Below are 14,001 nucleotides of genomic sequence, written 5' to 3'. Positions count from 1 at the left end.
ATGGCGATACCTTGTAGGCCGGATAAGGCGTTCACGCCGCCATCCGGCAAAACGATTTTGTGAGTCACATTTTTTGGCAGACAAGGAGAGATGCGTGAGGCGATTGCCGGGGATTTTACTGCTCACTGGAGCCGCGCTCGTCGTCATCGCAGCGCTACTGGTCAGTGGCCTGCGCCTTGCGTTGCCGCATCTCGATAGCTGGCGGCCTGCGATCCTCAGTAAAATTGAGTCGGCCACCGGTATGACCGTTTCTGCCAGCCAGCTCTCCGCCAACTGGCAGAATTTTGGCCCCACCCTTGAAGCCCGCGATATCCACACTCAGCTTAGCGACGGCGGCGAATTCTCGGTCAAACGCGTCACGCTGGCGCTGGATGTCTGGCAAAGCTTGCTGCACATGCGCTGGCAGTTTCGCGACCTCACCTTCTGGCAACTGCATTTACGCACTAATACGCCTATCCAGCGCAGCAACAATGACGATGGAGTCGAACCCGGCCGCGTTAGCGATCTGTTTTTACGCCAGTTCGATCACTTCGATCTCCGCGACAGCCAAATCAGTTTCTTGACCCTCTCTGGTCAGCGTGCAGAACTGGCGATCCCGCAGCTTACCTGGCTGAACGGAAAAAACAGACACCGCGCCGAAGGCCAGGTCAGCCTCTCCAGCCTGACCGGGCAGCACGGTATCATGCAGGTACGGATGGATCTGCGTGATGACGAAGGGCTGCTGAACAATGGCCGGGTCTGGCTACAGGCCGATGACATCGACGTCAAACCGTGGCTGGGGAAATGGATGCAGGATAACGTCGCGCTGCAAACGGCACGCTTTAGCCTGGAAGGGTGGATGACGCTCAGCAAAGGCGAAATTTCCAGTGGCGATGTCTGGCTGAAGAAAGGCGGGGCAAGCTGGAAAGGTGACAACAACACGCACACGCTGTCCGTTGATAACCTGACCGCGCATATTAGCCGCGAGCAGCCCGGCTGGGTGTTCGCGATCCCGGATACGCGCATTACGATGGATAACAAGCCCTGGCCGAGTGGCGCGCTCACCCTGGCCTGGATCCCCGAGCAGGAAGTGGGGGGCGAGAATAACAAACGCAGCGATGAGCTGCGCATTCGAGCCAGTAACCTCGAGCTGGCTGGCCTGGAAGGACTTCGCCCCATGGCGGCAAAGCTCTCTTCGGCGTTAGGTGACATCTGGCGGGCCACGCAGCCGAGCGGCAAGATAGATACGCTGGCGCTGGATATCCCATTACAGGCGACAGAAAAAACGCGCTTCCAGTCCTCGTGGACCGATCTGGCCTGGAAGCAGTGGAAGCTGTTACCGGGCGCCGAGCATTTCTCCGGTACGCTTGCCGGTAGCGTAGAAAATGGTGCGCTCACCGTTTCGATGAAGCAGGCAAAAATGCCGTATGAAACCGTCTTCCGCGCGCCGCTGGAAATCGAAGACGGGGTGGCGACGCTAAGTTGGCTGAAGAATGACAAAGGTTTTCAGCTGGATGGGCGAAATATTGATGTTAAAGCGAAAGCCGTCCATGCGCGCGGCGGCTTTCGCTATCTGCAGCCGACAGGTGATGAGCCGTGGCTGGGCATTCTGGCGGGTATCAGCACCGACGATGGTTCTCAGGCCTGGCGTTATTTCCCGGAAAACCTGATGGGTAAAGACCTGGTCGACTACCTGAGCGGTGCGATTCAGGGCGGTGAGGCGGATAACGCCACGTTGGTGTACGGCGGCAACCCGCGTCTGTTCCCGTATCCACATAACGAAGGTCAGTTTCAGGTACTGGTGCCGCTGCGCAATGCTAAGTTTGCTTTCCAGCCTGACTGGCCAGCGTTTACCAATCTCAACATTGAGCTGAACTTCATGAATAACGGTCTGTGGATGAAGACCGACGGCGTCAATTTAGGTGGGGTGAGAGCCAGCAACCTGACAGCTGATATTCCCGACTACGCGAAAGAAAAGCTGCTGATTGATGCCGACATTAATGGTCCGGGCAAGGCAGTTGGACCGTATTTTGATGAGACGCCGTTGAAGGATTCACTGGGCGCCACGCTGGAGCAGCTCCAGATTGACGGCGATGTGAATGCTCGCTTACATCTGGATATCCCCTTTGATGGCTCGCTGGTGACGGCCAAAGGTGATGTTAACCTGCGTAATAACAGCCTGTTTATTAAGCCACTCGACAGTACATTAAAGAACCTGAACGGCAAATTTAGCTTTATCAACGGCTCACTTCAAAGCGAGCCGATGACGGCCAACTGGTTTAATCAGCCGCTGAACGTCGACTTTTCCACCACCGAGGGTGCTAAAGCCTATCAGGTTGCGGTAAACCTGAACGGGGACTGGCAGCCAACCCGCATGGGTATCCTGCCAACGCAGGTGAACGAGGCCTTAGGCGGCAGCGTAGCGTGGAATGGCAAAGTGGGTATCGATCTTCCGTACCATGCCGGGGCGACCTACAGCATTGAGCTTAAAGGTGACCTGAAGAATGTAAGCAGTCACTTACCTGCGCCGCTGAATAAAGCGGCCGGCGAGTCTCTGCCATTAAACGTGAAGGCCGACGGCAACCTGCGCAGTTTCGATTTGACGGGTAACGCGGGGCCTAAAAATCACTTTAACAGCCACTGGCTGTTGAATCAGAAACTGACCCTTGATCGTGCTATCTGGGCTTCTGAAAGCCGCACTGTGCCTGACCTGCCCGAGCAGCAAGGTATTGAGCTCAATTTGCCGCCAATGGATGGTGCGCAATGGTTGGCACTGTTTAACAAAGGCGCGGCGGACAGCGTGGGCACCAATGCGGACTTCCCGCAGCGTATAACGGTGCGCACGCCGTCGCTATCGTTGGGCGGTCAGCAGTGGAATAATCTCAGTATTGTATCTGAGCCTTCACTGAACGGCAGTAAAGTGCAGGCGCAGGGGCGTGAGATCAACGCGACGTTGGCGATGCGCAATAACGCACCGTGGCTGGCAAACGTGAAGTATCTCTATTACAACCCGAGCGCCGCGAAACCCGCACCGAACGCCACTCCGGCCTCACCGTTTTCCACGATCAATAACGTCAGCTTCCGTGGCTGGCCGGACGTTCAACTGCGCTGCGAAGAGTGCTGGATGTGGGGGCAGAAATACGGGCGCATTGATGCTGACGTCGCGATTAAGGGTGATACGTTGACCCTGGATAACGGACTGCTGGATACGGGCTTTGCCAGACTGACCCTCGACGGTGAATGGGTTAACGCGCCGGGTAATGTGCGTACGTCGCTTAAAGGAAAACTGAACGGTAATAAAATTGATTCAGCGGCCGGTTTCTTTGGTGTATCGACCCCGATCCGCAACTCCTCATTCAACGTCGAGTACGATTTGCACTGGCGTAACCCGCCCTGGGATCCGGATGAAGCGTCGCTGAATGGTATTTTGCGGACCCGTCTGGGCAAAGGTGAGATTACTGAACTCAGCACCGGGCATGCGGGGCAGTTGCTGCGCCTACTGAGCTTTGATGCGTTGCTGCGTAAACTGCGTTTCGATTTTAGCGATACGTTTAACGAAGGCTTTTATTTTGACTCCATTCGCAGTACTGCGTGGATCAAAGATGGCGTGATGCATACCGACGATACGCTGGTGGATGGTCTGGAGGCCGATATCGCCATGAAAGGCTCGGTCAATCTGGTGCGCCGTGAGCTGAATATGGAAGCCGTGGTCGCGCCGGAAATTTCTGCCACCGTGGGGGTTGCCGCCGCATTTGCCGTTAACCCGATTGTCGGCGCGGCGGTGTTTGCCGCCAGTAAAGTTCTGGGGCCGCTGTGGAGCAAAGTCTCGATTCTGCGCTATCGCATTACTGGTCCGGTCGATAAACCGCAGATTAACGAAGTTCTGCGCCAGCCGCGTAAAGAAAGCCAGCAATGATTTGACGGGGGCGAGTAATTGCCCCAATCTCAGTAAATATGATCTTCTTACCGCTGTTTTACGGCGGCAACTAATGAGTAGCAAAACGATGAGTCTGAACCTGGTAAGTGAACAATTGCTAGCGGCGAATGGCCTGAAACATCAGGACCTGTTTGCCATTCTGGGCCAACTGGCCGAACGCCGTCTTGATTACGGCGATCTCTATTTTCAGTCGAGCTATCACGAATCCTGGGTTTTAGAAGACCGCATCATTAAAGATGGTTCTTACAATATTGATCAGGGCGTTGGTGTGCGTGCCATCAGCGGCGAAAAAACCGGGTTTGCCTATGCGGACCAGATAAGTCTGCTGGCGCTGGAGCAAAGTGCTCTTGCTGCCCGTACTATTGTGCGCGACAACGGTGATGGCAAAGTGAAAACGCTGGGTGCAGTAGAGCATCAGGCGCTTTATACCTCACTTGATCCGTTGCAGAGCATGAGCCGTGAAGAGAAGCTGGATATTCTGCGTCGCGTTGATAAGGTCGCGCGTGCCGCCGACAAACGTGTGCAGGAAGTGACCGCTAGCTTGACCGGCGTTTATGAGCTGATTCTGGTTGCGGCGACTGACGGTACGTTGGCGGCTGATGTTCGTCCTCTGGTGCGCCTGTCCGTTAGCGTGCAGGTTGAAGATGACGGTAAGCGTGAACGTGGCGCTAGCGGCGGTGGTGGTCGTTTTGGCTATGACTATTTCCTCGCCTCCCTTGACGGCGAAGTCCGTGCCGATGCATGGGCGAAAGAAGCCGTGCGCATGGCGCTGGTGAATCTCTCCGCGGTAGCCGCGCCAGCAGGCGCACTGCCGGTCGTGCTGGGTGCAGGCTGGCCGGGCGTGCTGCTGCACGAAGCGGTCGGTCATGGCCTTGAAGGTGACTTCAATCGTCGTGGGACATCAGTCTTTAGCGGCCACATGGGTGAGCTGGTGGCATCTGAGCTGTGCACCATCGTGGATGACGGCACGATGGCGGATCGCCGTGGTTCAGTGGCTATTGATGATGAAGGTACGCCTGGCCAGTACAATGTCCTGATTGAAAACGGTATTCTGAAAGGCTATATGCAGGACAAGCTGAACGCGCGTCTGATGGGTGTAGCGCCGACCGGTAACGGACGTCGTGAATCTTACGCACATTTGCCAATGCCGCGCATGACCAATACCTATATGCTGCCGGGTAAATCTACGCCGCAGGAAATTATTGAGTCCGTTGAATACGGTATTTATGCTCCGAACTTCGGCGGCGGTCAGGTGGACATCACGTCCGGGAAGTTTGTGTTCTCAACGTCTGAAGCGTATCTGATTGAAAACGGTAAAGTGACCAAGCCGGTGAAAGGTGCGACGCTGATCGGCTCCGGCATTGAAGCGATGCAGCAGGTTTCGATGGTGGGTAATGACCTGAAACTGGATAACGGCGTCGGCGTTTGCGGTAAAGAAGGGCAGAGTCTGCCAGTGGGCGTGGGTCAGCCGACGTTGAAGGTAGATAGCCTTACTGTAGGCGGTACCGCGTAACTGTACATGCCGGATGGCAACGCTTCGCGTTTTATCCGGCCTACATATCTGCACCGACCGTAGGCCCGGTAAGCGAAGCGCCACCGGGCATTTTTATTTATCTTTACCCCTGCCGTACATCCCCTGAAACAACTGCGCTACATCGACAAAATAATCTGTGAGAGAGTTAATCACGACCTGCACCTTGAGCGGCAGCTTGTCTTTTTCCGTATATAGCGCGTAAACCGGACGCGGATCTGACTGGTAGCGGGGCAGCAGGATCTCCAATTCACCACGATTGATCTCATTGATCACCCACATAAGTGGGACATAGGCAATCCCCGCGCCTGCGGCCAGCCAACGCACCAGCGTCATGGGATCGTTGGTTACGAAGCGTCCCTGCGGGATCAGTCGGGTTGAAATCCCTTCCGGGGCAATAAGCTCAAATTCATTATCTGGACGCACGCTGTATTCCAGCCACGAATGGTTGCTGAGATCGGCGGGCTTTTCCGGGATGCCAAACTGGGCGAGATAGCTTTTAGCGGCACAGACCACCATTGGCATCGTCCCCAGACGACGTGAAAAAAGACTGGAGTCCTGGAGAGCGCCCACACGGATAACCACGTCCAGACCGTCAGCAATTAAGTCCGGGGCCGGGATGCCGGTGACCAGATTGACCGCCAGTCCAGGGTACTCTTTCAGCATTTTCGCGGTCAGTCCGGCGAGGACATTTTGTGCCATGGTTGAAGAACAGCCGATCCGCAGTGTACCGATCGGCGTGTTGTTAAACGCATAGAGCTGCTCATGAACGTCCTGCACTTCGTGCAGCATGCGACGGCAGCCCTGATAATAAATTTTTCCGGCCTCGGTCAACCCAATGCTGCGTGTACTGCGGTTTAGCAGCTTAACCTGCAGTTCATCTTCCAGTTTTGATACCGTCTGGCTTATTGATGAAACGCTCATTTGCAGTTGTCTGGCAGCGGCGGTGAAGGAGCCAAACTCGACGACTTTGGCGAACACCGACATACGTTTTAATCGTTCCATTGTTCACTCTGGCTTAAAAGTGATTTAGATCACATAATATAGATAACAGCATAACAGTTACGTTAATATATTATTATTCAAATAACAGCTATGTCGCTCTCGCCTGGCTCATCCTTGCCCTTCTCTGCGGTGACATACGCTCAATAAACGATCGCCTGCACTCTCTTAAGCTACCAAGGTCAACATGAGTCTGTTTCCCGTTATCGTGGTGTTTGGTCTTTCCTTCCCACCGATTTTTTTCGAGTTACTTTTGTCACTGGCGATTTTCTGGCTGGTGCGCCGGGTGCTGGTTCCAACTGGCATCTATGATTTTGTCTGGCATCCGGCCCTGTTTAACACCGCGCTGTATTGCTGTCTGTTCTATCTAATAACGCGCCTGTTCGTTTGAGGTTGAAGTGAAAACACTAACAAGAAAACTCTCCCGTACGGCCATGACTCTCGTACTGGTCATTCTGGCTTTTATCGCTATTTTCCGCGCATGGGTCTATTACACCGAGTCGCCGTGGACGCGTGATGCGCGTTTTAGTGCTGAGGTTGTTGCTATCGCCCCGGACGTCGCGGGCCTGATTACTCACGTTAACGTGCATGATAACCAGCTGGTGAAAAAGGATCAGGTCCTGTTCACCATCGACCAACCGCGCTATAAAAAAGCCCTCGAACAAGCCGAAGCGGACGTCGCCTATTATCAGGTCCTGGCGCAGGAAAAACGCCAGGAAGCGGGGCGTCGTAACCGTCTTGGCGTTCAGGCCATGTCCCGCGAAGAGATTGACCAGTCGAATAACGTGCTGCAAACCGTATTACATCAGCTGGCGAAGGCGCAGGCGACCCGCGATCTGGCAAAACTCGATCTTGAACGTACGGTTATCCGTGCGCCAGCCGACGGCTGGGTGACGAATCTTAACGTCTATTCCGGTGAGTTTATTACCCGTGGTTCGACGGCGGTGGCGCTGGTCAAACAGCACTCTTTCTACGTGCTGGCTTATATGGAAGAGACCAAGCTGGAAGGTGTGCGTCCGGGGTACCGCGCTGAAATTACGCCGCTTGGCAGCAACAAGGTTTTGAAAGGTACCGTTGATAGCGTGGCGGCGGGCGTGACGAATGCCAGCAGTACGCAGGATGCGAAAGGCATGGCGACCATTGATTCCAACCTTGAATGGGTGCGACTTGCTCAGCGTGTGCCAGTGCGCGTCCGTCTTGATGACCAGCTGGGAACGTTGTGGCCAGCCGGGACCACGGCGACTGTGGTCATTACCGGGAAGCAGGATCGCGATGCCAGCCAGGAGTCCTTCTTCCGTAAAATGGCGCACCGTCTGCGCGAGTTTGGTTAATTGCGATGGGCATTTTCTCCATTGCCAATCAGCATATCCGCTTTGCGTTAAAACTGGCATGCGCCATTGTGCTGGCGCTGTTCGTTGGCTTTCATTTTCAGCTTGAGACCCCGCGCTGGGCGGTGTTGACCGCAGCGATTGTGGCAGCAGGCCCCGCTTTTGCGGCGGGCGGAGAACCTTATTCGGGTGCGATCCGCTATCGTGGGATGCTGCGTATTATCGGGACGTTTATCGGCTGTATTGCGGCACTGGTAATTATCATCAGCATGATCCGTGCGCCGCTGCTGATGATCCTCGTGTGCTGTGTCTGGGCCGGTTTTTGTACCTGGATCTCTTCGCTGGTGAAGATCGAGAACTCCTATGCCTGGGGGCTTTCGGGTTATACGGCGCTGATTATCGTCATTACTATCCAGGCTGAGCCTCTGCTGACACCGCAATTTGCCCTCGAGCGCTGCAGCGAGATTGTGATCGGTATTGTCTGCGCAATTGTTGCTGATCTGCTATTTTCTCCCCGCTCGGTGAAACAAGAAATTGACGTTGAACTGGACAGCCTTCTGGTGGCGCAGTATCGGCTTATGCAACTGTGTATTAAGCATGGTGACAGTGAAGAAGTGGACAAAGCCTGGGGCGATTTAGTTCGTCGGACTGCGGCGCTGGAAGGCATGCGCAGTAACCTGAATATGGAGTCCTCACGCTGGGGGCGCGCCAACCGCAGGCTCAAAGCGCTGAATACGCTGTCACTGACGTTGATTACCCAATCCTGTGAAACCTATCTTATCCAGAACACGCGTCCGGAACTGATTACGGATACCTTCCGTGAGCTGTTCGATACGCCGGTGGAAACCGTGCAGGATGTGCATAAACAACTGAAGCGCATGCGCCGGGTGATGGTCTGGACCGGCGAGCGCGAAACGCCGGTGACCCTTTATAGTTGGGCCAGTGCGGCAACCCGTTACCTGCTGCTGAAACGTGGGGTGGTTAGCAACACGAAAATCAGCGCTACGGAAGAAGAGATCCTGCAGGGCGAGCCGGTGGTGAAAGTGGAATCCGCCGAACGCCACCATGCGATGGTCAACTTCTGGCGCACCACGCTGTCCTGCGTGCTGGGCACCTTGTTCTGGCTGTGGACTGGCTGGACGTCAGGTAGCGGCGCAATGGTGATGATTGCGGTGGTGACCTCACTGGCGATGCGTTTACCCAACCCGCGGATGGTGGCAATCGACTTTATTTACGGCACGCTGGCGGCGTTACCGCTGGGTGCGCTCTACTTTCTGGTTATCATCCCCAATACGCAGCAAAGTATGTTGTTACTGTGCCTGAGCCTGGCAGTGCTGGGGTTCTTTCTGGGCATCGAGGTTCAGAAGCGACGTCTGGGCTCAATGGGCGCGCTGGCCAGTACCATTAACATCATCGTGCTGGATAACCCGATGACCTTCCACTTTAGTCAGTTCCTCGACAGTGCGCTTGGGCAGATTGTCGGATGCGTGTTGGCGTTTCTGGTGATCTTACTGGTGCGTGATAACTCGCGTGACAGAACCGGTCGCGTGCTGCTTAATCAGTTCGTGTCGGCGGCGGTTTCAGCGATGACCACCAATGTGGTTCGCCGCAAAGAAAACCATCTCCCGGCGCTTTACCAGCAGCTCTTTTTGCTGATGAACAAATTCCCCGGTGACCTGGCGAAGTTTCGTCTGGCGCTGACGATGATCATCGCACACCAGCGTCTGCGCGATGCACCAGTACCGGTAAACGAGGATTTATCCGCCTTTCACCGTCAGCTGCGACGTACTGCCGATCACATCATATCCGCAGGGAACGACGACAAACGCCGACGCTACTTTAGCCAATTGCTGGAGGAGCTTGATGTCTATCAGGAGAAGTTAACCCTCTGGCAAGCGCCGCCTCAGGTGACGGAGCCGGTGAAGCGACTCACCGGTATGCTCCACAAATACCAGCATGCACTGACCAGCAGTTAAGACTGATAAACCGACGCCAGAAGCGTCGGTTTTTTTATGGCTATACTTACCTGATGTGTGGGAATCCCTGCATAGAGAGAGCCTGTAGAGCGACTGGCGTTTGGATGGTAGCTATAGATGAACATCTATACATTTGATTTTGACGAGATTGAAGAACAGGGTGATTTCTACCGCGAGTTTACGCGGGCATTCGGCCTTGCTCGGGAAAAGGTAAGCGATCTCGATTCGCTGTGGGAGGTGGTGATGGGCGACGTTCTACCTCTGCCGCTGGAGATTGAGTTTGTCCATTTACCGGACAAACAACGCCGACGCTACGGAGCGCTGATTTTGCTGTTTGATGAAGCAGAAGAAGAGCTGGAAGGGCAATTACGCTTTAACGTCCGTCATTCAATGTAAGGCATAAAAAAGCCCCCGACAGGCGGGGGCAAGTCGTCTCGGACCAGACGACGAGGGTTTATTTGTACAGTTCAGCGGTTGCGTGCCAATGCGCGCCTTCACGCAGTTCGGTCACGCGGTAGCTGCTGGCGCCTGCTTTTTCAGCTTTGGCGACGATTTCCTGACGCATATCCATCGGTGAGCTGCCAATCTGAGAAACAGAGATGGTACCCATGGATTGCAAATTCTGTGCTTCTTGTGTGTTCACCTGATTAACCGCCGCACTGGCGCCAAAAGAGAGAACGGAAAGAAGGCTTAAGGTTGCAACAGTCGTTTTGATTTTCATGATATTTACCTCGTCGAATTCTTTTATTGGGGTCTTCGTTTCGTGACCCTCATCACAAAATCAAGTATACACTAATCACTCGATAAATTAATACCACGCTAATGGTTTCTGCTGTAATTAGGTGTTAAGAAATGTGGTTTTAATAACTTATTGGAATTAAAAACACATAATTGAACTCATTATTTTAAAAAAATACAGTAAATTCATGGTGATAGTTAACTTCGCAATTTGTGCGTTTATAATTCGAAGTATTCACTGTGTGAATGTTTTTGGATGGTGAAACGCACTATTTGTTAAATGGCAGGCAGAGGAAAAGAGTGGTCAGGAGTCAGAAAGAAAGGTTTTTCCCCGCCACGCGATGCGACGGGGAGGGGATCACAGCTCTTGTTCGAACAGTTCCAGAATAGCTTCGTACAGATCTTTTACCGAGAACCCCATCGCCGGAGTGGTGAAGATAGTATCGTCGCCCGCAATAGTGCCGAGGATACCTTCTGCTTTACCCAGTGAATCCAGCATACGTGCGATCAACTGTGCGGCGCCTGGGCTGGTATGAATGACCACCACGGCATCGTTGTAATCAATGTCCAGCACCAGATTTTTCAGTGGGCTGGAGGTTGTCGGTACCCCCAACTCTGCCGGAAGGCAGTACACCATTTCCATTTTGGCATTGCGGGTACGCACGGCGCCAAACTTGGTCAGCATGCGTGAAACCTTGGACTGGTTGATATTATCAAAGCCCTGATCCTGCAATGCGAGGACGATTTCGCCCTGAGAGCTGAATTTCTCTTCCTTGAGAAGCGCTTTAAACGCCTTTACTAATTCTTCTTGTTTTGCCGAGCTTCGCATAAGTCACCCGTAATATGGCGGTAGAAACAACATTATTGTGCATACAGATGAATTTTTATGCAAACGGTCTGCCTCATTCAAGGCTGAAATAATGTTATGAAAGAGCGGAATTTTATCAAATTTCGTTATCAAGAAACATGCCTATGTCACGGCATGCAAATAAGCTTAAAAGTAAATCAATTGTTATCAAATTGATGTTGTTTTGGGAGGGCAGTTAGGTATATTGTCAGCACCTGTTGGAAAGTTGCTCTACTGTGCGAGTCGTATTGAATTACGTAACTTAGCTTTTAATTTACGTAAGTTAAATGCATAAAAGCCAAATTTGCGTAACTACGCATTCTTGACGCGTGGTTGTTGTGTTCATCGGATTTGTGAATTATGGTCGCCGCCGCGGAGCAACAGACACTTTGCTTATCAATATAATAAGGAGTTTAGGATGAAAGTTGCAGTCCTCGGCGCTGCTGGTGGAATCGGTCAGGCGCTAGCATTACTGTTAAAAACCCAACTGCCTTCAGGTTCAGAACTCTCCCTGTACGACATCGCTCCAGTAACGCCTGGTGTGGCCGTTGATTTGAGCCATATCCCTACTGCTGTGAAAATCAAAGGTTTCAGCGGCGAAGATGCGACCCCGGCACTGGAAGGTGCTGACGTGGTACTGATCTCAGCAGGCGTCGCGCGTAAACCGGGTATGGACCGTTCCGACCTGTTTAACGTCAACGCAGGTATCGTGAAGAATCTGGTTCAGCAGGTTGCGACCACCTGCCCGAAAGCATGCATCGGTATCATCACTAACCCGGTGAACACCACCGTTGCAATCGCTGCAGAAGTGCTGAAAAAAGCAGGCGTTTACGACAAGAACAAACTGTTTGGCGTGACCACGCTGGACATCATCCGCTCCAACACCTTTGTGGCGGAACTGAAAGGCAAGCAGCCGACCGACGTTGAAGTTCCGGTTATCGGCGGACACTCTGGCGTGACTATTCTGCCACTGCTGTCACAGATCCCTGGCGTAAGCTTCACCGAGCAAGAAGCTGCTGAGCTGACCAAACGTATCCAGAATGCGGGTACTGAAGTCGTCGAGGCTAAAGCCGGTGGCGGTTCCGCAACCCTGTCTATGGGCCAGGCCGCAGCACGTTTCGGTCTGTCGCTGGTTCGCGCACTGAACGGCGAAAAAGGCGTGGTGGAATGTGCATACGTTGAAGGTGACGGCCAGTACGCTCGCTTCTTCTCTCAGCCGCTGCTGCTGGGCAAAAACGGCGTAGAAGAGCGTCAGTCTATCGGCAAGCTGAGCGCGTTTGAACAGAGCTCGCTGGAAGGCATGCTGGACACGCTGAAGAAAGATATCACCCTGGGCGAAGAGTTCGTTAAGTAACGCGACAAGAGGCCGGATGCCGGACGGCGGTGTAAATACCTTATCCGGCCTACGGTCAGCGTGTATTTGTAGGCCTGATGAGCGTAGCGCCATCAGGCATTACGTGCTAAGTCCCTACGATATCGCCTAATAAAAACCGGAGCTAATTCAAATTGCTCCGGTTTTTTATGGTTATGGTAAGTGGGAGGCGTGATGTTAATTGGTGGCCGGGTATTCCTGAATGGTGACCTGCAACGTTAACTGTTTATCATCACGCATCACGACGACGGAGATCACTGAGCCTGGGCGAATTTCCGCTACCTGATCCATGGTCTCCAGCGCAGAGACGGCCGGTTTATTATTGACCGAGATAATCAGATCGTTAACCTGAATGCCTGCTTGTGCCGCCGGGCCATCCGGGGAGACTTCGTTAACCACAATCCCCTGAATTTGATCCATTCCGCCGCCCTGCGCGTGCAGTGGCGCAATCTCGCGACCGCTAATCCCGATATACCCGCGAATGACGCGACCATCACGAATCAGCTTATCCATAATCTTGGTTGCTAACTGGAACGGAATAGCAAAGCCGATCCCTTCCGGCGTTTCGCCATCGTTGCTCTTATCAAACGACAGGGTATTAATGCCCATCAGCTCACCCAGCGAGTTGACCAGCGCACCGCCGGAGTTGCCGTGGTTGATAGAGGCGTCTGTTTGCAGAAAGTTTTGCCGTCCCGTGGGGTTCAGGCCAATGCGACCGGTAGCACTGATGATCCCCTGAGTAATGGTTTGCCCGAGGTTGTACGGGTTCCCGATAGCAAGAACGACGTCGCCAATGTGCGGTATCCGTTTGTTGTTGATAGGGATTGTGGGCAGCCCACCAGAGGCGTTGATTTTCAGCACCGCCAGGTCAGTCAGGGTATCGGAGCCGACCAGCAGCGCTTCAAACACGCGTCCATCCTGCAGAGCGACGATGATTTGGTCGGCATCATTAATCACGTGTTTGTTGGTGATGATATAGCCGCGCTGATCCATGATAACGCCGGAGCCGAGCGTGCGGATCTCTAGCTGGTTATGCGTCGTGCTGTTCATACTGCGGTTATACACGTTAACAACGGCGGGGGCGGCACGACGAACCGCCGGGTTATAGCTGGCAGGCGTTTCATCAGCACTGTCAAACTGGGGTGCTGTAAGCGTATTAATTTTGCGCAGAGAGGGCATCGCGGCCAGCAGAATGGCGCCGACGATTAAACCAATCGCGACCGAACGTAAAAGCTTCACAAACATGATAGCGGCGTCATTAAAAAGGGGAACGGCAGCAGCATATCACGAG

The 14,001-nt window shown here is 53.5% G+C and carries 11 protein-coding genes; 7 read left to right on the top strand and 4 right to left on the bottom strand.

What is annotated here, in order from left to right:
• Window positions 1-94 precede the first annotated feature (94 nt).
• Both yhdP and tldD read left to right on the top strand, forming a co-directional pair.
• Window positions 95-3,895, top strand: a complete 3,801-nt coding sequence (gene yhdP, locus FCH32_RS16595; protein ID WP_174361223.1) for an AsmA2 domain-containing protein YhdP — start codon at window positions 95-97, stop codon at window positions 3,893-3,895.
• 88 nt (window positions 3,896-3,983) lie between these two features.
• Window positions 3,984-5,429, top strand: a complete 1,446-nt coding sequence (gene tldD / locus FCH32_RS16590; RefSeq protein WP_096759323.1) for a metalloprotease TldD — start codon at window positions 3,984-3,986, stop codon at window positions 5,427-5,429.
• Window positions 5,430-5,522: 93 nt separating this feature from the next.
• On the opposite strand, the gene aaeR is transcribed toward tldD, so the two are convergent.
• Entirely contained in the window at window positions 5,523-6,452 is a 930-nt protein-coding gene (gene aaeR / locus FCH32_RS16585) for an HTH-type transcriptional activator AaeR (protein ID WP_117342751.1), read from the bottom strand.
• 184 nt (window positions 6,453-6,636) lie between these two features.
• Between aaeR and aaeX the strand changes: the two genes are divergently transcribed.
• The 4 genes from aaeX (at window position 6,637) to FCH32_RS16565 (ending at window position 10,149) form a co-directional block, all read left to right on the top strand.
• Window positions 6,637-6,840, top strand: coding sequence for a p-hydroxybenzoic acid efflux pump operon protein AaeX (aaeX, locus tag FCH32_RS16580; protein WP_003025177.1), 204 nt, complete (start codon window positions 6,637-6,639; stop codon window positions 6,838-6,840).
• A gap of 7 nt (window positions 6,841-6,847) precedes the next feature.
• Window positions 6,848-7,780: a p-hydroxybenzoic acid efflux pump subunit AaeA gene (gene aaeA, locus FCH32_RS16575; RefSeq protein WP_174361222.1), complete on the top strand. Its 933-nt coding sequence runs from the start codon at window positions 6,848-6,850 to the stop codon at window positions 7,778-7,780.
• Window positions 7,781-7,785: 5 nt separating this feature from the next.
• Window positions 7,786-9,753, top strand: a complete 1,968-nt coding sequence (gene aaeB / locus FCH32_RS16570; RefSeq protein WP_096755474.1) for a p-hydroxybenzoic acid efflux pump subunit AaeB — start codon at window positions 7,786-7,788, stop codon at window positions 9,751-9,753.
• A gap of 117 nt (window positions 9,754-9,870) precedes the next feature.
• On the top strand, window positions 9,871-10,149 hold the full coding sequence (locus FCH32_RS16565; RefSeq protein WP_096755475.1) for a barstar family protein: 279 nt from the start codon (window positions 9,871-9,873) through the stop codon (window positions 10,147-10,149).
• Window positions 10,150-10,207: 58 nt separating this feature from the next.
• On the opposite strand, the gene yhcN-B is transcribed toward FCH32_RS16565, so the two are convergent.
• Entirely contained in the window at window positions 10,208-10,474 is a 267-nt protein-coding gene (gene yhcN-B / locus FCH32_RS16560) for a DUF1471 family stress response protein YhcN-B (RefSeq protein ID WP_096755476.1), read from the bottom strand.
• 375 nt (window positions 10,475-10,849) lie between these two features.
• The gene (gene argR / locus FCH32_RS16555; protein WP_115257360.1) at window positions 10,850-11,320 is read right to left on the bottom strand and encodes a transcriptional regulator ArgR; all 471 of its coding nucleotides are present in this window, start codon (window positions 11,318-11,320) and stop codon (window positions 10,850-10,852) included.
• Between the two features lie 436 nt (window positions 11,321-11,756).
• Here argR and mdh point away from each other — a divergent pair, with 436 nt between their 5' ends.
• Window positions 11,757-12,692, top strand: a complete 936-nt coding sequence (mdh, locus tag FCH32_RS16550) for a malate dehydrogenase (protein WP_115257361.1) — start codon at window positions 11,757-11,759, stop codon at window positions 12,690-12,692.
• Between the two features lie 195 nt (window positions 12,693-12,887).
• On the opposite strand, the gene degS is transcribed toward mdh, so the two are convergent.
• The gene (degS, locus tag FCH32_RS16545) at window positions 12,888-13,955 is read right to left on the bottom strand and encodes an outer membrane-stress sensor serine endopeptidase DegS (RefSeq protein WP_115257362.1); all 1,068 of its coding nucleotides are present in this window, start codon (window positions 13,953-13,955) and stop codon (window positions 12,888-12,890) included.
• Between the last annotated feature and the right edge of the window lie 46 nt (window positions 13,956-14,001).

Source organism: Citrobacter gillenii, assembly GCF_013337685.1.
GTDB classification, from domain to species: Bacteria; Pseudomonadota; Gammaproteobacteria; order Enterobacterales; family Enterobacteriaceae; genus Citrobacter; species Citrobacter gillenii.
The sequence above is the reverse complement of the archived record's forward strand: the minus strand, read 5'-3'. Positions and strand labels throughout refer to the sequence as shown.